We start from the raw sequence: 16,842 nt of genomic DNA on the forward strand, positions 1-16,842 counted from the left end.
TGGGCTCACTTGGCCATGGGCTCACTTGGCCATGGGCTCACTTGGCCATGGGCTCACTTGGCCATGGGCTCACTTGGCCATGGGCTCACTTGGCCATGGGCTCACTTGGCCGGGCGCTCCGCCCGAAGTGGCCGTCGGTGCCAGGTCAGGCGGCTGCTGAGCCCCGCAGCCGCCGGGCCTGGGCCCGGTGCCGTCCCTGATTCGTCCCTCCTCCTCAGCCCGGCGGCAACGGCTGCCACAGGCAGCCGCAGTCCGGGTGTCCTCGTAGCCGTAGGCGGCGGGGCATTCCGTCGCCCGCCGAGATCTCGCACCAGCCGTCGACGCTCGGCGGCCGGCCGCCGTCCAGGTACACCTGGGCGTGCAGTGCCGCCAGGCCGGCGACGGCCGTGGCCAGTGCGGTGTCGCAGGCCGGGGTTCGGGCCCGGCCGGGGCCGTTGTCCGCCAGCTGGGCCAGGACCCGCGGCCAGGCCGCGTCCTCGTCCTCCCGCCGCAGCACCAGGCAGTGCCCGCAGGCCGAACGCCCCGGGATCACCAGCGGGCCGATGATGCCGAACTCCTCGACCACGCCCACGTACAGGTGGGGCACCCCGGCCCGGAGCAGCAGCCGGGCCTCGTACGTCCCGCCCGCGAAGGCGGCGCTGCCGTCCCTGGGGGCGAGGATCACGAAGTCGGGCGGCGGGTCGTCGGATTTCCGCCGCGGCACCGGGACCAGCGGTCGACCCGTGGCCCGTTGCACCGCCTCCCGGGCGACCGTCGAGCGCAGCCGCCCGACGTCCGCCGGTGGCAGACCGGCGGGGGAGCAGTCGCTGTGCTGGACCCGCCCGCTGTCGGCCACTGTGACGGTGCCGGTGCCGCCGGCGGCGAGCACCGCCGCCACGGCCGCGCCGACCCGGCCCGCGCCCCGGACCTCGATCCGGGTCTCGGCCCGGCGGGCCAGGACCGCCGGTGCGGCGCCCGGGCCGGAGTGGACCAGGGACAGCGAGGCGAGGTCGGGCCCGAGGAGGTCCCGGTGGGGCCGGGGGAAGCGGGCGAGCGCCCGGTCGGTCGCTTCCGCGTCGTCCAGCAGCCCGGTCTCCTCCAGCTCGCTCAGCAGCGTGTCGGCGGGTTCGCGGCCGAGCCCGATCCGTTCGCCGGCGGAGAGCAGCTCGGGTCGGTCGCGCGTTCCGTCGACGAGTTCGAGGAACTCGCACAGTGTCTTGTCGGCGTTGCCGAGCACCCCGGCGTACCGGGTGATGGTGCCGAACTGCAGGGTCTCGGAGTCCCGCCAGCTGCGGGACAGAGCGGGCTTCAGCACGAGGCGCACGACGATCTCCCTTCCGATCGTTTCCGGACGGCTGACCGCAGCATGCCCCATCGCGGCGACCGCGCGCAGAAAGTTATCCACAGGTCCAGGCGCATGATCACACCATCTGTTCGCAAGCCCTGTGGATAACTGTCCATCCTCCCCGGCGTCGGTTTCCGGACACTCCCCGTCGGTCTTTCGTTCCCGATCGCTCCATGAAAGATTTCGGCCACGGCACCGGACTTCTGTCAGCTGTACCGGGTAACGTCGTGTGCCATGGCAGCCGAGCGGGACTCCCATCCACCGGCGTCGCGTCGGCGTGCCCGTGCAGCGACCGGGTCGCAGTTGGCGGCGCCGAGCACGCGCGGGCGCCCGGACGAGAATCAGCGCGAGCAGCAGCGCGAGAGCCGGCACGAGGAGCAGCAGGCGAGGCCGCAGCACCCGCCCTCCGGCGCCGTGCCCCCGGAGGCGCACGACCGCAGCCGGGTCGAGGTGCGGCGCAGCGCCCGCCGCAGCCGTACCGTCTCCGCGTACCGCGAGGGCGATCGCACCGTCGTGCTGATCCCGGCGCGGATGTCGCACGCCGAGGAGCAGCGCTGGGTCGCCCAGATGCTGGAGAAGCTCGCCGCCCAGGAGCGCCGGCGGATCCTCGGGGACGACGCCCTGATGGCCCGGGCGCGGGAGCTGTCGGCGGCCTACCTGGGGGGGCGCGCCCAGCCCGTCCAGGTCCGCTGGGTGACCAACCAGAATTCGCGGTGGGGCTCGTGCACCCCCAGTGAGGGGACGATCCGGCTGTCCCACCGGCTGCAGGGCATGCCGGAGTACGTGCTGGACTACGTGCTGCTGCACGAGCTGGCGCACCTGCTGGTGCCGGACCACGGCCCGGCGTTCTGGGCACTGCTGGAGGCCTATCCCCGGACGGAGCGGGCCCGCGGCTATCTGGAGGGCGTGGTGTCCGCCGCGCGGCTGCCGCACATTCCGGGTGCCCGGCATGGCGCGCCGGGTCCGGATCCGGCGGCTTCCTGCGGCTGAGCACGGTGCGAGAAGGCCCGAAAGCGGCCCGATGGCGGCTTGAGGCAGAGCGGAAAGAACGTGGGGAAGAGCGCGGAAGAGCGCGGAAGAGCGACCGAAAAGGGGGCGCGGACCGTATCGGCCCGCGCCCCCTCGGCGTGTCTCACCTCAACCGGTCAGGCGGTCAGCCGCCGTGCCCGGGCGACCAGGTCGCGCACCGAGTGGTCGGTGAGCTCCGGCAGCCGGTCGAATTCGAACCAGCGCAGGTCCAGCGACTCCTCGCTGATCAGCGCCTGCGCCCCGGCCGGGGCCAGCGCGATGTACTGAACATCCAGGTGGGTGTTCTCCGGCCGGTCCTTGCCGGTGCAGCGGACCTGGTGGCGGTCCAGCTTGGCGGGGACGGGGGCGCCGTTCTCCCGCAGCAGGGTCAGGTCGGGGATGCCGGACTCCTCGACGGCCTCGCGCAGCGCGGCGGAGGCGAGGTCGGCGTCGCCCGGCTCGCAGTGCCCGCCCATCTGCAGCCACATGCCGACCTTCGGGTGCAGGGTGAGCAGCACCCGCCCCGCGGCCGGGTCGATGACGGCCGCGCTCGCCGTGAGGTGGGCGGGCAGGCAGGACCGGTACACGCCCTCGGGCTGCTCGGCGAGGTGCGCGAGGTAGTCGAGCCGCAGCTGTTCCTGGTCCTGGTCGGCGGGCCGCCAGTCGGTCAGGGTGCGGACGGCGTCCGCGTGGAGGGTGGACGTGCCCGTCCCGGTGGCCGTCATGCGGTGGGCTCGCCCTTCCCGTCGGTGCCGTCCTGGTCGCTCCCCGACGGGTCGTCCTTCGGGCGGTCGTCCTTGGTGAGGTCGGGCTTGCCGGCCGCGGCCTCGCCGAGCAGCTTGTCGAGGGCGTCGAAGTCGAAGCCGCCCTCCAGGTCGCCGCTGCCGCGGTGCACGAAGGCGTCCGGGTCGTCCAGGTCGGCGGCGGTGGGCAGCATGTCGGGGTGCTCCCAGAGGGTGTCGCGGCCCTCGACGCCGCGGGCGTCGGCGAGCAGTGCCCACAGCCGGGCGGCGTCGCGCAGCCGGCGCGGGCGCAGCTCCAGGCCGACCAGGGTGGCGAAGGTCTGCTCGGCGGGCCCGCCGGCGGCGCGGCGGCGGCGGACGGTCTCGCGCAGCGCGCCGGCCTGCGGCAGGTGGGGTGCGGCGGCGGCGTGGACGACGGCGTCGACCCAGCCCTCGACCAGCGCGAGCGCGGTCTCCAGGCGGGCGAGCGCGGCCTTCTGCTCGGGGGTGTCCTCGGGCTGGAGCAGGCCTCCGGCGAGCGCCTCCTGGAGGGCCTCCGGGTTGCTCGGGTCGAGCTGGCCGACGAGTTCCTCCATGCGGGAGGTGTCGACCTTGATGCCGCGGGCGTAGGCCTCGACGGCGCCGAGCAGGTGGGCCCGCAGCCACGGAACGTGGGCGAAGAGCCGCTGGTGGGCGGCCTCGCGCAGGGCGAGGTAGAGCCGGACCTCCTCGGCGGGCACGTTGAGGCCCTCGCCGAACTCGGCGACGTTCTGCGGCAGCAGGGCGGCCTTGCCGGCGGGGGCGAGCGGCAGGCCGACGTCGGTGGAGCCGACGACCTCGCCGGCCAGGGCGCCGAGGGCCTGGCCGATCTGGGTGCCGAACATGGCGCCGCCCATGGAGCGCATCATGCCCATCAGCGGGCCGGCCATGGCCTGCATCTCCTCGGGCAGGACGCCGCCCATGGCGGTGCCGACGCGCTCGGCGACCGGGTCGACGAGGTCCTTCCAGACCGGGAGGGTGGCCTCGATCCACTCGGCGCGGCTCCAGGCGACGGCGGTGCCGGCGCCGGAGGGGAACTCGGTGACGCCGTCGAGCCACAGGTCGGCCAGGCGCACGGCCTCCTCCACGGCGGCGCGCTCGGCGGCGCCGACGGAGCGGTCCTTGCTCTTGCCCTCGGCCGGTTCGGCGACGACGGTCTGCCGGGCGATGTTCTGGGCGAGCTCCCAGTTCACCGGGCCGCCCTCGAAGGAGAGCATCTGCCCGAGCTGCTGGAAGGCGGCGCCGAGGTCGCCGGGGTTCAGGCCGCCGAACATCGAGGCGAAGGGGTTGTCGGCTCCGGCGCCGCCGGGGCCGCCCGGGGCGCCGGGCATGCCGAACATCGCGCCGAAGGGGTTGCCGGCTCCGAAGCCGAACGGCTGGGGGCCGCCGGTTCCTTCCTGGCCCTGCTCCTTCTTCTTCTGCGCGTCGTCGGGCTTGGCCTTGCCGTCCTCGGGCTCCTCGGGCGGAACGCCGAATCCGAAGGGAAGGTCGCTCACGGGGTCCTCGATCCGGTCGGCCGTCATACGGGTGTGGCGGGAAGTGCTGCCGCCCGGGGGTCCGGTGGAGCGGGGGACTCGTGGGCGGCTCCCGCGCGCAAGGCCCGCGCCGGGTGCACCGCCGGGCCTTCGCCTCGGGCAGGATGGACGTACGTGACACACGTCCGTACGCACATAAGCTAACCGTGGAGGATGGCCGGTGAGTTCCCCGCCCTCGGACGTTCGCTCTGGGCTGACCGCAGGAGAGGACGACCCGGACACCACGGTGTCGCCGCCTCCAGCCTACGGCGGGCGGCCGCTGACCGTGGCCGTCACCGGTGCCGCGGGGGTGCTGGGCGAGCGGGTCGCGGCCCGGCTGGTGGCCTCGCCGCACGTGCGCAGGGTGCTGGCGGTGGACGACCGGCGCGGTGAGGTCGCGGGCGTGCAGTGGCGGGTGCTGGACGTGCGGGATCCGGCGGTGGCCGAGCGGCTGGCCGGGGTCGACGTGGTGGTGCACCTGGCGATGGACTTCGGCATGGAGTCCGATCCGCGGGCCCGCAGCGCCTACAACGTGCGCGGCGCCCAGACGGTGCTGACCGCGGCCGCGGCGGCCGGGGTGCACCGGGTGGTGCTGTGCACCTCGGCGATGGTCTACGGGGCGCTGGCCGACAACGAGGTGCCGCTGGCCGAGGACTCCGAGCTGCGCGCGACGGAGGAGGCCTCGCTGGTCGGGGACCTGCTGGAGATCGAGCGGCTGGCCCGGCGGGCGCCGCGGGCCCACCCGGGGCTGCAGGTGACGGTGCTGCGCCCGGCGGTGGTGGTGGGCCCCGGGGTGGACACCGTGCTGACCCGGCACTTCGAGGCGCCCCGGCTGCTGGTGGTGGCCGGTTCTCGCCCGTGCTGGCAGTTCTGCCACGTGGAGGACCTGGCGACGGCGTTGGAGTACGCGGCGCTGGGCCTGGTCGAGGGTGAGGTGACGGTCGGCTGCGACGGCTGGCTGGAGCAGGAGGACGTGGAGCGGCTGTCGGGGATCCGGCGGATGGAACTGCCGGCCTCGCTGGCGCTGGGGACGGCGGCCAGGCTGCACCGGCTGGGCCTGACCCCGGCTCCGGCAGGAGACCTGGCGTACACGATGTACCCGTGGGTGGTGTCCGGCAGCCGGCTGCACGAGGCGGGCTGGCGGCCGGAGTTCACCAATGAGCAGGTGCTGGCGGAGCTGCTGGCGCAGGTGTCCGGCAAGCACGCGGTGGCGGGGCGGCGGCTGGGCGGCAAGGAGGCGGCGACCAGTCTGGGGGCGGCCGGGGCGACCGTGGCGCTGGTCGGTACGGCGGCGCTGGTGCGCCGGGCCCGCAAGCGGCGCCGCTTCTGATCCGGGGTCCGGCGCTTTCGGTCCGAGGGCTTCGCCGTGCGGCCGGGCAGTGGGCCGGCCGACGCGATTCTCACGATGCGAAATTTCGCAATCGTGATGTGGAAGCCTCTTGTCGCGGTCGGCCCCGGATGAGCAATCATGGGGTCATGTCCGAGAACCACGACCCCATCCGCCTGCTCGCCGTCCGCGACACCCCGCTCTCCCTGGACGAGGTGTACGAGGCGGTCGGCGACGACGCGGCCGGCGGCACCACCGTCTTCGTCGGGACGGTCCGGGATCACGACGGCGGCAAGTCGGTCTCGGCGCTGGAGTACAGCTGCCACCCCACCGCCGAGCAGGAGATGCGCCGGATCGCGGAGAAGGTGGTCGCCGACTTCCCGGTCAAGGCGCTCGCCGCGGTGCACCGGGTGGGACGGCTGGAGATCGCCGACAAGGCCGTGATCGTCGCCGTCTCCTGCGCCCACCGCGGGGAGGCCTTCGCGGCCGCTCGACGGCTGATCGACGACCTCAAGCACGAGGTGCCGATCTGGAAGCACCAGGTCTTCGCCGACGGCGACGAGGAGTGGGTCGGCGCCGGCGGCTGCTGACCCCTGCCTGCACCCGGCGTCCCCGCGACCGCACCCGCGACCGCACCCGCACCCGCGACCGCGCCCGTCACCGCCACGGCCCGCGGCCCCGGCCGGGTGCCGGCGGAACCGGCCGCACACGGAGCGCGTCCCTCGGGTCAGGCGCGCCGCGGCATCACCCGAAAGGGTTCGGCGCGGTGGGCCGAATACTCCCTGGAAGTGAGCCGATCGGCCGTCCCGTAACCCGGACGGCGCCGGTCGCGTTGTCCGCCGGAGTGGTTAATCTGCTCATAGACACGACGAGCTGGGAGTACTGATATGGGTGCGCTCGCCTGGTTGATCATTCCGGTTGTCGCCGTCCTGGCCGCCGCCGCCTGGGCGGGCTGGGCCCAGCGGGCTCCGAAGGCCACGGGGGATCCGGCCTCCCTCGCCGAGCACCAGCGCTTCATGGCCGCGATGGAACGCACCACCGCCGGCTCCTCCGCCCCGGGGGAGCGCTCCGGCCGGTAGCCCGGCGGGCGCCGCTTCATCCGCGTCCCGTACTGTCGAGGCATGCCACGCCGCTCCGCGACGATGCTCGCTGCCACCCTGCTGCTCATAGCGCTGCTCTGCGTCTCGGTGCTGATGAAGGTGCCGTACACGGAGATGAGCCCGGGCCCGACGTACAACACGCTCGGTGAGCAGGGGGGCAAGCCGGTGATCACCGTCACCGGCCACGACTCGTACAGGACCTCCGGGCACCTCAACATGACCACCGTGCAGGTGACCGGGGCGAAGTACGAGCCCAGCCTGGTCAACGCGGTGATCGGCTGGATGCGCGACGACGTGCTGGTGGTGCCGCACGACAACGTCTACCCCAAGGGCCAGTCGGACGCGGACGCCAAGAAGCAGAACGCCGAGGAGTTCGCCTCCTCCGAGGACAGCGCCCGCACCGCCGCGCTCAAGCAGCTGGGCGTTCCGGTCGGCAACGAACTGATCGTCAAGTCGGTCACCGCGGGGGCCCCGGCCGAGGGCCGGCTGCACGCGGGTGACCAGATCGTCGCGGTGGACGGCACCGCCGTCGACTCGGTCGACCAGGTGGTCGCCGCCGTCACCAAGCACAAGCCCGGCGAGTCGGTGGTCTTCACCGTGGTGCCCCGGGTCAAGGACACCTCCGGCAACGGCTCGGCCGCCCCGGGCACGAAGACGGACGTCACCGTCCCGACCGTGCGGGCCAAGGACCTCGACCCCAAGGCCCCGGCCGAGCGGGCCGAGCTCGCGGTGGTCGGCATCGGCACCGGGATCCGGCACACCTACCCGTTCCAGATCGACATCGGTCTGCAGGACGTCGGCGGCCCCAGCGCCGGGCTGATGTTCTCGCTCGGCATCGTCGACAAGCTCACCCCGGGCGGCGACCTCACCGGCGGCAAGTTCGTGGCCGGCACCGGCACCATCGACGACGACGGCAAGGTCGGCCCGATCGGCGGGATATCGATGAAGCTGATCGCCGCCCGGGACGCCGGGGCCGAGTACTTCTTCACCCCGTCCTCGAACTGCGCCGAGGCCACCAAGAACGTGCCGTCCGGGCTGACCCTCATCAAGACGGACACCCTGGACGGCGCGCTGAAGTCGCTGGAGCAGATCCGCTCCGGGCAGACCTCCGCGCTGCCGTCCTGCCCGAAGTAGAGCCGTCCGGGGAAGGGCGCCAGCGGAAGGTCGTCAGCGGAAGGGCGTCAGGAGAAGGTCGCCAGCAGCGCGTCGGTCAGGCCGGGCACCAGGTCGGGGCCGGTCAGCACCTCGCGGGCGACGTCCTTGGAGCGCAGCCGCAGGGCAATCTCCTTCCGGCCGTCGCGCAGCACGGCGGCGGTGATCCGCACCTCCTCGCGCTTGGGGTGGTTGGCGACCCACTCGGCGAGCTGGGCGTCGGAGGCGCCGCGGGGGCGGGACTGCTCGGCGCCCGGCGGCAGCATCAGCCGCTCGACGACCAGGGCGCAGCCGGCCACGGAGTCGGGCCAGGCGATGGTGCCGAGGAACTTGTCGAGCTCCGTGCCGGCCGGGATCTCGTCCTGCTCGACCGGGGTGAGGCCGGGCTGGTCGCCCTCGGAGAGACCGAGCTGCTTGGCGATCCGGGGGTCGGCCTTGAGCAGGGCGGCGCTGTCCACCAGGGCGAACAGTCGGGCCGGGAGGTCCCAGCCGAGGGTGGCGGCGTACTCGTCGATCTCCAGCGCGGCCCGGGTGAGCGGGGTGGCGGCCGGGAGCTTGGATACGTCGTCGGGGGAGTTGTTCAGATCAGACGCGTCGGACATGACTCAATCCTCACACGCCGGGCGGCGGGCGCTCGCCGGAGCGGCCGGGGGCGGCGCGCGGCGGGGGGCGGTGGGGGCGGCGGAGTAACCGTCTGCTAACGGTGGGAACTCGACCAAAGCCTGGTTAAGTTTCTCTGACGACCGACCGAATCCAGACGACACAGCTGAGGTGCCACCGTGGTATTCCAGATGCCGGAACGCTCAGGGCCGGGTTTCCGGCGGAGGGTTGGCCCGCCCTCCCGGCGGGCGCGGGTGGCCCTGCTGACCCTGGGCGTGCTCGCGGTGCTGTTCCTGTTGTTCGTCATGTTCGCCGGGTTCTGGACGGACTGGCTGTGGTTCAGGTCGGTCCACTACTCCTCGGTCTTCACCACCCAGCTGTGGACGAAGATCGGGCTGTTCGGGGTGTTCGGCCTGCTGATGGCGGTGATCGTCGGTTTCAACGTCTGGCTGGCGCACCGGCTGCGGCCGCCGCTGTCGGCGATGTCGGTGGAGCAGCAGAGCCTGGACCGCTACCGGGCGGGGCTGGCGCCGTTCAAGCGCTGGGCGCTGATCGGGGTGTCGCTGGTGATCGGCCTGGTGGCCGGCGCGGCGGCGTCGGGCCAGTGGCGGACGTGGCTGATGTGGACGAACGCGACGTCCTTCGGCGAGAAGGACGCCCAGTTCGGCATGGACGTCTCGTTCTACGCCTTCGACCTGCCGTTCTACGAGTTCGTGCTGGGCTTCGCGTTCAGCGCGGTGATCGTCTCGCTGCTGACCTCGGCGCTGGTGCACTACCTGTACGGGGGGCTGCGGCTGCAGGGTCCGGGCCGTCGGGCGAGCGCGGGCGCGCAGGGGCACCTGGCGGTGCTGCTGGGCGTGTTCGTGCTGCTGAAGGCGGTGGCGTACTGGCTGGACCGGTACGCGCTGGCGGTGAAGACCGGCTCCTACAAGGGGGTGTCGGGCTGGACGGGCCTGCGCTACGTGGACGCCAACGCGTTCCTGCCGGCCAAGACGATCCTGTTCTTCGTCGCGATCATCTGCGCGGTGCTGTTCTTCCTGACGCCGATCCGCCGCACCTGGGCGCCGGCCCTGATCGGGCTGGGGCTGATGGTGCTGTCGGCGGTGCTGATCGGCGGCCTGTACCCGGCGATCGTGCAGCAGTTCCAGGTCAAGCCGAACGAGCAGGCCAAGGAGACGCCGTACATCCAGAAGAACATCGACGCGACGCGGCAGGCGTACGGGATCGCGGACGCGAAGACCACCCCGTACAGCCCGCAGGGCTCGACCACGGGTGACGCGCTGAAGCCGGACGCGCGGACCATCGCGGACGTGCGGCTGCTGGACCCCAACATCGTCTCGCAGACGTTCCAGTCGCTGGAGCAGCAGCGCAACTACTACGCGTTCCCGAGCACGCTGTCGGTGGACCGGTACGGCACCGGCGCGGACAAGCAGGACACCGTGATCGGTCTGCGCGAGCTGGACCTCAACGGGGTGCAGCGCAACTGGATCAACGACCACTTCAAGTACACCCACGGCTACGGCGCGGCGCTCGCCAAGGGCAACCAGGTCGACGACAAGGGCGGCCCGGTGTTCACCGAGTCCGGCCTGCCGACGACCGGGGCGCTGGGCGACTACGAGCAGCGGATCTACTACGGCGAGAAGACGTCGACGTACTCGATCGTCGGCGGCTCGAACAAGGAGATCGACTACACCGACGTCAAGACCGGTCAGAACGTGGAGTACACGTACGCCGGTGACAGCGGCGTCTCGCTGGACAACCCGATCACCCGGGCCGCGTACGCGGTGCGCTTCGCCGAGCCGCAGATCCTGTACGCGGGGGCGATCACCGACGGCGCCAAGGTGATCTACAACCGGACGCCGAAGGAGCGGGTGGAGAAGGTCGCGCCGTGGCTGTCGATCGACGCCGACCCGTACCCGGTGGTGCAGGACGGCCGAGTGGTCTGGGTGGTGGACGGCTACACCACCTCGGACGGCTTCCCGTTCTCGTCGAAGACGACGCTGGGCACCGCGACCAAGGACTCGCTGACCAACCAGCGCGGTGAGCTGCTGACCGTCGCCAACCAGGTCAACTACATCCGCAACTCGGTCAAGGCCACGGTGGACGCCTACACCGGCGAGGTGAAGCTCTACCAGTGGGACGAGAAGGACCCGGTGCTGAAGACCTGGATGAAGGCCTTCCCGGGGACGGTCGAGCCGAAGGCGGACATCCCGGCGTCGCTGCTGCCGCACCTGCGCTACCCGCAGGACATGTTCAAGGTGCAGCGCGACCTGCTCGGCCAGTACCACGTGACCGACGCCAACTCCTTCTTCAACGGCAGCGACATCTGGCAGGTCCCGGTGGACCCGACCAGTGACACCAAGCAGGTCCAGCCGCCGTACTACGTGACGGTGCGCACGCCGGACGCGGCCGCCGCGAGCTTCTCGCTGACCAGCACCTTCGTGCCCAACCAGCGGCCCAACCTGGCGGCCTTCATGTCCGTCAACGCGGATCCGGGCGACGACTACGGGAAGATCCGCATCCTGAAGATGACGGGCGAGAGCGGGGCGCCCGGCCCCGGCCTGGTGCAGTCGAAGTTCAACTCCCGCCAGGAGGTGGCCTCGCAGATCTACGCGCTGAAGACCGGCGGTGACACCGAGCTGGAGTACGGGAACCTGCTGACCCTGCCGGTCGGCGGCGGGCTGCTGAACGTCGAGCCGGTGTACGTGCGCGGGCGCGGCGCCAAGTACCCGACGCTGCAGAAGGTCCTGGCGGTGTACGGGGACGACAACGTGGCGTTCGAGAACACCCTTGAGGACGCGCTGAAGAAGCTGTTCGCCGGGCAGGCCCCGCCGGCCACGCCGGTGGCGCCGTCCAGCCCGGGCGGCGGGACGGCCCCCGGCAACGGGACGGCCCCGGGGAGCGGTGCGACGCCGGGCGGCGGGGCGACGCCGGCGCCGGGGGCCCCCTCGCCCACGTCCGCGCCGACCGGGCCGGGCACCCCGGCGCCGGGCGGGACGATCTCGCCGGAGCTGCAGAAGGCGCTGTCGGACGCGGAGAAGGCGTACAACGACAGCCAGACCGCGTTCAAGAACGGCGACTGGGTGGCCTACGGCAACGCCCAGAAGGCGCTCGGGGACGCCCTGAAGGCGGCCGACGCGGCCCGCGGCGGGAGCCCGGCGCCGGTGCCGACAGCGGCGCCGACCGGGTCGGGGGCGCCCAGCCCGCACCCGTAGTCCCCGCTGAGCTGCGGTAACCGTTTTTGGTTCCACCCCGTGCCCGTGCTACGGTTCACTCACCGACGCGGGGTGGAGCAGCTCGGTAGCTCGCTGGGCTCATAACCCAGAGGTCGCAGGTTCAAATCCTGTCCCCGCTACTCAGTGCCAGGGGCCCGGAGGATCACTCCTCCGGGCCCCTGGTGTTTCGTGCTATTGTTTGATCACCGACGCGGGGTGGAGCAGCTCGGTAGCTCGCTGGGCTCATAACCCAGAGGTCGCAGGTTCAAATCCTGTCCCCGCTACTCAGTGTCAGAGGCCCGGAGGATCATTCCTCCGGGCCTCTGGTGTTTCCGGTCAGGTTTCCGTCCGGAAGCGGGGGGAACCGCTCCGGTACTATCGACCGTCGCCAACGGGGACGGCACCGGGGTTTGTGGGGTTGAAGTGTCGGGAAATCGACAAAGCGCCGAAGCAATTTCGTCGGCTTCAGGGCTGCCCCGCTCGAATTCGGCCGGGGCAGGTGTACGCGGGTAGCGGGTGATGCGACGATGGGACACACGGGGGACGGTGCACGGCCGCTGATGGGCCGTCGGGTCCGGCGCCTCTCCTGGGAGAAGTCCCCCCGGCCGTCGGCCGGGGCACGATGCCGCGACACTCTGGGGGAGCGGGAGTCGGCATGAGGCTGATCGGCAAGTCAGGCACCAAGTCCGGTGCGGCCGTCGAGGCGGACACCGACGCCTGGGCGGAGAGCGCCGAGAGCCCCGACGAGCGGCTCGGGGCCCTGCCCGCCCAGCGCACCAGCGGACTGTCCGAGCGCCCCGCGGCCGGCGGCTTCGGCCCCGACAGCCTCGTCCACGTGTCCACCCGTCAGTTCTCCGCCGCGGTCGGCGCGTACGGGGCGGGCGGCGAGGAAGCGCCCTCCGGAGCCGCGCTGGACCCGGCCGGGCTGGACCCGACCAGTTTCGAGACCGCGCTGGCCGCCCGGGAGTCCGCCGCCCTGGAGGCCCGGCACCGGCAGGCCGCCGACGACGGGGACGCGGAGGCCGCCGGCCGGCTCGGCACCCTGCTGCTGCGCCGCGGCGACCTGGAGGACGCCGAGCCCTATCTGCGCGCCGCCGCGGCCGCCGGGGTGCGGGCCGCCGCCAACAACCTGGGCGTCCTGCTGCACCAGCAGGGGCACCGCGCCGAGGCCGGCCAGTGGTGGCACCAGGCGGCGGTGGCGGGCAGCGCCCCCGCCGCGCACGCGCTCGGGCTCCAGCTGCGCGACCAGGGCGAGGAGGAGGCCGCCGAGTACTGGCTGCACTTCGCCGCCGACCACGGCCACCCGCTGGGCGCCTACGCGCTCGGCGACCTGATGGAGCACCGGCGCGACGTACGGGCCGAGCGCTGGTTCAAGGTGTCCGCCGACGCCGGGCACCGGGAGGCCGCCTACCGGCTGGCCCGGATGCGCGAGGCCGCCGGGGACAAGGAGACCGCCGAGGCCTGGTACCGCACCGCGGCGGCCCGCAGCCACGCCCGCGCCGCGCTGCGCCTGGGCGTGCTGCTGGAGGAGCGCGCCCGCACCGACCGGTCGCTGCTGGAGGAGGCGGCCCGGTGGTACCGGCAGTCCGCCCAGAACGGCGAGCCGCGCGCGGCCTGCGCGCTCGGCTTCCTGCTGCGCGACTCCGGGGAGGTCGCCGCCGCCGCCGAGTGGTGGCGGCAGGCCGCCGAGGCCGGCGACGGCAACGCCGCCAACGCGCTCGGCGCCCTGCACGCGAGCCGCGGCGAGGCCAAGGAGGCCGAGCACTGGTACCGCACCGCCCTCGACGCGGGCGACCAGAACGGCGCCTTCAACCTCGGCCTGCTCTGCGCCGGGACCGGCCGCGACCAGCAGGCCGAGCAGTGGTACCGCCGGGCCGCGTACGCCGGGCACCGGGAGGCCTGCAACGCACTGGCCGTGGTGCTGCTGCAGCGCGGCGACGAGTCCGGCGCCGAGCCGTGGTTCTCCAAGGCCGCCGAGGCCGGCAGCGTGGACGGCGCCTTCAACCTGGGCGTGCTGCACGCCGGGCGCGGCGAGGCGCGGCAGGCCCAGGAGTGGTACGCGCGGGCGGCCGCCGAGGGCCACGGCGAGGCGGCGCTGCAGCTGGCGGTGGCCCAGGAGCAGCGCGGCAACCTGCCGGGCGCCCTGGAGCGCTACCGGCAGGCGGCGGCCGGGGGGTCGGCGGAGGGCGCGTTCCGGCTGGCCTCGGTGCTGGACCGGCGCGGGGACGCGGACGCGGAGGCCGAGCACTGGTACGCGCTGGCGGCCGATGCCGGGCACCGCCGGGCGCAGGTGCGGATGGGCGTGCGGGCGGCCGAGCGCGGGGCGCTGGAGATCGCCGAGAGCTGGTACCGGCGGGCCGCCGAGGCGGGCAGCCGCAGCGCCGCGTTCAACCTGGGACTGCTGCTGGCCCGGCAGGACAGCGAGGCGGAGGCGATGCTCTGGTACACCCGGGCCGCCGACGCCGGGCACGGGCGGGCGGCGCTGCGCCTGGCGCTGCTGGCGCTGCGCCGGGGCGAGCCGGTGCAGGCGGAGAACTGGTGCCGGCGGGCGATCGACTACGGGCCGGCCGAGGTCGCGGAGCGGGCCGGGCGGCTGCTGGGCGCGCTGCACGCGGAGCTGAGCGCGTAGCCGGTCCCCGAGCGGGGCTCCCGGGCTCCGGGGGCTCCCGGGCTTCCGGGGCCTCAGGGGCGGCAGCCGGGCCGCCGGCGGGCCATGATCGCCGGGTCAGGGCCGGTGGGCCATGATCGCCGGTTCAGGACCGGCTGGGTCAGGACCGGCTGGGTCAGGGCCGGTGGGTCGGGGTCGGCCGGGTCAGGGCCGGCAGTCGGGGCACAGGCCGCGGTAGGTGACCTCGGCGGTGGCGACGGCGAAGCCGAAGCGCTCGGCGGCGGGCAGGGCCGCGAGCGGGTCGCCGTGGGGGTGGACGTCGCGGATCGCGCCGCAGCCCGAGCAGACCAGGTGCTGGTGGGCGCGGTGGGCGTTGGGGTCGTAGCGCTTGGCGCGGCCGTCGGTGGCGACCTCAAGGACCTCGCCGAGGGCGACGAGCTCGCCGAGCGTGTTGTAGACGGTGGCGCGGCTGATCTCGGGCAGGCGGCCGGCGGCGCGGGCGTGCACCTCGTCCGCGGTGAGGTGGACGTGCTCGCCGTCGAGGACCTCGGCCACCACCCGGCGCTGCGAGGTCAGCCGCCAGCCGCGTCCGCGCAGTCTCTCCAGCAGGTCACTCATGGAACCAGAGTAAGTCACGCTCTGAGATTGGTGCCAGTGTTGACTTAGACAAAGTCCAAGTTAGGATCGTGTCATCACGACCGGATCCCTCGGAGGCGACCCGTTATGACCACGCAGGACGAGCTGCGCCCGACCCTCACCACGGAGGCCGGCGCCCCCGTCGCCGACAACCAGAACACCGAGACCGCCGGGGTCGGCGGCCCGGCCCTGATCCAGGACCAGCTGCTGTTCGAGAAGCTCGCGCACTTCAACCGCGAGCGGATCCCGGAGCGCGTGGTGCACGCCCGCGGCGCGGGCGCGTACGGGACCTTCACGGTGACCGCCGACGTGACCCCCTGGACCCGCGCGGCCTTCCTGTCCGAGGTCGGCAAGCAGACCGAGGTCTTCCTGCGCTTCTCCACCGTGGCCGGCAACCTGGGCGCGGCCGACGCGGTGCGCGACCCGCGCGGTTTCGCGCTGAAGTTCTACACCGAGGAGGGCAACTACGACCTCGTCGGCAACAACACCCCGGTGTTCTTCATCAGGGACGCCATCAAGTTCCCGGACTTCATCCACACCCAGAAGCGGGACCCGTACACCGGTTCGCAGGAGGCCGACAACGTCTGGGACTTCTGGGGCCTGTCGCCCGAGTCCACCCACCAGGTGACCTGGCTGTTCGGCGACCGCGGCATCCCGGCGAGCTACCGGCACATGGACGGCTTCGGCTCGCACACCTTCCAGTGGCAGAACGAGGCCGGCGAGCACTTCTGGATCAAGTACCACTTCAAGACCGACCAGGGCATCCGCAACCTCACCCAGGCCGAGGCCAACAAGCTCGCCGGCGAGGACCCGGACAGCCACCAGCGCGACCTGCGCCAGGCGATCGAGCGCGGCGAGTTCCCCAGCTGGACGGTCCAGGTCCAGATCATGCCGGCGGCCGACGCCGCCACCTACCGCTTCAACCCCTTCGACCTGACCAAGGTCTGGCCGCACGCCGACTACCCGCCGATCGAGATCGGCCGGCTGGAGCTCAACCGCAACCCCGACAACGTCTTCGCCGAGGTCGAGCAGTCGGTGTTCTCCCCGGCGCACTTCGTGCCCGGCATCGGCCCGTCCCCGGACAAGATGCTCCAGGGCCGGCTGTTCGCCTACGCCGACGCCCACCGCTACCGGGTCGGCATCAACGCCGACCACCTGCCGGTCAACCGCCCGCACGCCACCGAGGCCCGCACCAACAGCCGCGACGGCCACCTGTACGACGGCCGGCACGGGCGGCAGAAGAACTACGAGCCGAACAGCTTCGGCGGCCCGGTGCAGACCGGCCGTCCGCTGTGGGCGGCGACCGCGCTCGACGGGTACACCGGCACCCACGCGACGCCCTCGCACGCCGAGGACGACGACTTCGTGCAGGCGGGCAACCTCTACCGGCTGTACTCCGAGGAGGAGAAGCAGCGCCTGATCGCCAACCTGGCGGGCTTCATCGCCAAGGTCTCGGCCGACCGCGAGGACATCGTGGAGCGAGCGATCGACAACTTCCGCAGGGCCGACGCCGACTACGGGCAGCGGCTGGACGCGGCGGTCCGGGAACTGCGCAAGCAGTAGCCGGACCGGGAAAGCGGCGGGCCCCTCGACCAGC

13 protein-coding genes and 2 tRNA genes are annotated in these 16,842 nt (G+C 72.9%); 10 read left to right on the plus strand and 5 right to left on the minus strand.

Going from position 1 to position 16,842, the window contains the following annotated elements:
* Positions 1–214 precede the first annotated feature (214 nt).
* Entirely contained in the window at positions 215–1,303 is a 1,089-nt protein-coding gene (locus ACIRVF_RS18755) for a TOMM precursor leader peptide-binding protein (RefSeq protein WP_402818534.1), read from the minus strand.
* Between the two features lie 255 nt (positions 1,304–1,558).
* On the opposite strand from ACIRVF_RS18755, the gene ACIRVF_RS18760 reads away from it, so the two are divergent.
* Positions 1,559–2,314 carry a M48 family metallopeptidase gene (locus ACIRVF_RS18760; RefSeq protein WP_402818537.1) on the plus strand — a complete coding sequence of 252 codons (756 nt, stop codon included), beginning with the start codon at positions 1,559–1,561 and terminating at the stop codon, positions 2,312–2,314.
* 155 nt (positions 2,315–2,469) lie between these two features.
* On the opposite strand, the gene ACIRVF_RS18765 is transcribed toward ACIRVF_RS18760, so the two are convergent.
* Both ACIRVF_RS18765 and ACIRVF_RS18770 read right to left on the minus strand, forming a co-directional pair.
* Positions 2,470–3,057 carry an NUDIX hydrolase gene (locus tag ACIRVF_RS18765; protein WP_402818540.1) on the minus strand — a complete coding sequence of 196 codons (588 nt, stop codon included), beginning with the start codon at positions 3,055–3,057 and terminating at the stop codon, positions 2,470–2,472.
* Positions 3,054–4,589, minus strand: coding sequence for a zinc-dependent metalloprotease (locus tag ACIRVF_RS18770; protein WP_402818542.1), 1,536 nt, complete (start codon positions 4,587–4,589; stop codon positions 3,054–3,056). Before ACIRVF_RS18770 ends, ACIRVF_RS18765 begins: the two co-directional genes overlap by 4 nt.
* A 199-nt stretch (positions 4,590–4,788) precedes the next feature.
* Between ACIRVF_RS18770 and ACIRVF_RS18775 the strand changes: the two genes are divergently transcribed.
* The 4 genes from ACIRVF_RS18775 (at position 4,789) to ACIRVF_RS18790 (ending at position 8,168) form a co-directional block, all read left to right on the plus strand.
* On the plus strand, positions 4,789–5,937 hold the full coding sequence (locus tag ACIRVF_RS18775; protein ID WP_402818545.1) for an NAD-dependent epimerase/dehydratase family protein: 1,149 nt from the start codon (positions 4,789–4,791) through the stop codon (positions 5,935–5,937).
* Between the two features lie 146 nt (positions 5,938–6,083).
* Complete coding sequence (locus ACIRVF_RS18780) at positions 6,084–6,524, plus strand: molybdenum cofactor biosynthesis protein MoaE (protein WP_402818548.1); 441 nt, start codon at positions 6,084–6,086, stop codon at positions 6,522–6,524.
* Positions 6,525–6,839: 315 nt separating this feature from the next.
* Entirely contained in the window at positions 6,840–7,013 is a 174-nt protein-coding gene (locus ACIRVF_RS18785) for a hypothetical protein (RefSeq protein ID WP_402818551.1), read from the plus strand.
* Positions 7,014–7,055: 42 nt separating this feature from the next.
* A complete protein-coding gene (locus ACIRVF_RS18790) occupies positions 7,056–8,168 on the plus strand; it encodes a PDZ domain-containing protein (RefSeq protein ID WP_402818554.1) in 1,113 nt (370 codons plus the stop codon).
* A gap of 47 nt (positions 8,169–8,215) precedes the next feature.
* On the opposite strand, the gene ACIRVF_RS18795 is transcribed toward ACIRVF_RS18790, so the two are convergent.
* Complete coding sequence (locus ACIRVF_RS18795) at positions 8,216–8,788, minus strand: PPA1309 family protein (RefSeq protein WP_402818557.1); 573 nt, start codon at positions 8,786–8,788, stop codon at positions 8,216–8,218.
* A 189-nt stretch (positions 8,789–8,977) separates the two neighbouring features.
* Between ACIRVF_RS18795 and ACIRVF_RS18800 the strand changes: the two genes are divergently transcribed.
* The 4 genes from ACIRVF_RS18800 (at position 8,978) to ACIRVF_RS18815 (ending at position 14,630) form a co-directional block, all read left to right on the plus strand.
* Positions 8,978–12,001: a UPF0182 family protein gene (locus ACIRVF_RS18800; RefSeq protein WP_402818560.1), complete on the plus strand. Its 3,024-nt coding sequence runs from the start codon at positions 8,978–8,980 to the stop codon at positions 11,999–12,001.
* Between the two features lie 66 nt (positions 12,002–12,067).
* Positions 12,068–12,141, plus strand: a tRNA-Met gene (locus ACIRVF_RS18805).
* Between the two features lie 70 nt (positions 12,142–12,211).
* Positions 12,212–12,285: transfer RNA gene (locus ACIRVF_RS18810), tRNA-Met, on the plus strand.
* 371 nt (positions 12,286–12,656) lie between these two features.
* Entirely contained in the window at positions 12,657–14,630 is a 1,974-nt protein-coding gene (locus tag ACIRVF_RS18815; protein WP_402818563.1) for a tetratricopeptide repeat protein, read from the plus strand.
* 183 nt (positions 14,631–14,813) lie between these two features.
* On the opposite strand, the gene ACIRVF_RS18820 is transcribed toward ACIRVF_RS18815, so the two are convergent.
* Positions 14,814–15,227, minus strand: a complete 414-nt coding sequence (locus ACIRVF_RS18820) for a Fur family transcriptional regulator (RefSeq protein ID WP_030282277.1) — start codon at positions 15,225–15,227, stop codon at positions 14,814–14,816.
* A 105-nt stretch (positions 15,228–15,332) separates the two neighbouring features.
* Between ACIRVF_RS18820 and ACIRVF_RS18825 the strand changes: the two genes are divergently transcribed.
* On the plus strand, positions 15,333–16,808 hold the full coding sequence (locus ACIRVF_RS18825) for a catalase (protein ID WP_402818566.1): 1,476 nt from the start codon (positions 15,333–15,335) through the stop codon (positions 16,806–16,808).
* The last annotated feature ends 34 nt before the right edge of the window (positions 16,809–16,842 follow it).

Origin of the sequence: Kitasatospora sp. NPDC101157 (assembly GCF_044768255.1) — a bacterium.
Classification (GTDB): domain Bacteria; phylum Actinomycetota; class Actinomycetes; order Streptomycetales; family Streptomycetaceae; genus Kitasatospora.

Excerpts from the sequence above, each read along its gene's own strand:
- ACIRVF_RS18760 (WP_402818537.1), top strand. The coding sequence starts at position 1,559 with ATGGCAGCCGAGCGGGACTCCCATCCACCGGCGTCGCGTCGGCGTGCC.
- ACIRVF_RS18815 (WP_402818563.1), top strand. The coding sequence starts at position 12,657 with ATGAGGCTGATCGGCAAGTCAGGCACCAAGTCCGGTGCGGCCGTCGAG.
- ACIRVF_RS18800 (WP_402818560.1), top strand. The coding sequence starts at position 8,978 with ATGCCGGAACGCTCAGGGCCGGGTTTCCGGCGGAGGGTTGGCCCGCCC.
- ACIRVF_RS18790 (WP_402818554.1), top strand. The coding sequence starts at position 7,056 with ATGCCACGCCGCTCCGCGACGATGCTCGCTGCCACCCTGCTGCTCATA.
- ACIRVF_RS18780 (WP_402818548.1), top strand. The coding sequence starts at position 6,084 with ATGTCCGAGAACCACGACCCCATCCGCCTGCTCGCCGTCCGCGACACC.
- ACIRVF_RS18820 (WP_030282277.1), bottom strand. The coding sequence starts at position 15,227 with ATGAGTGACCTGCTGGAGAGACTGCGCGGACGCGGCTGGCGGCTGACC.
- ACIRVF_RS18825 (WP_402818566.1), top strand. The coding sequence starts at position 15,333 with ATGACCACGCAGGACGAGCTGCGCCCGACCCTCACCACGGAGGCCGGC.
- ACIRVF_RS18795 (WP_402818557.1), bottom strand. The coding sequence starts at position 8,788 with ATGTCCGACGCGTCTGATCTGAACAACTCCCCCGACGACGTATCCAAG.
- ACIRVF_RS18765 (WP_402818540.1), bottom strand. The coding sequence starts at position 3,057 with ATGACGGCCACCGGGACGGGCACGTCCACCCTCCACGCGGACGCCGTC.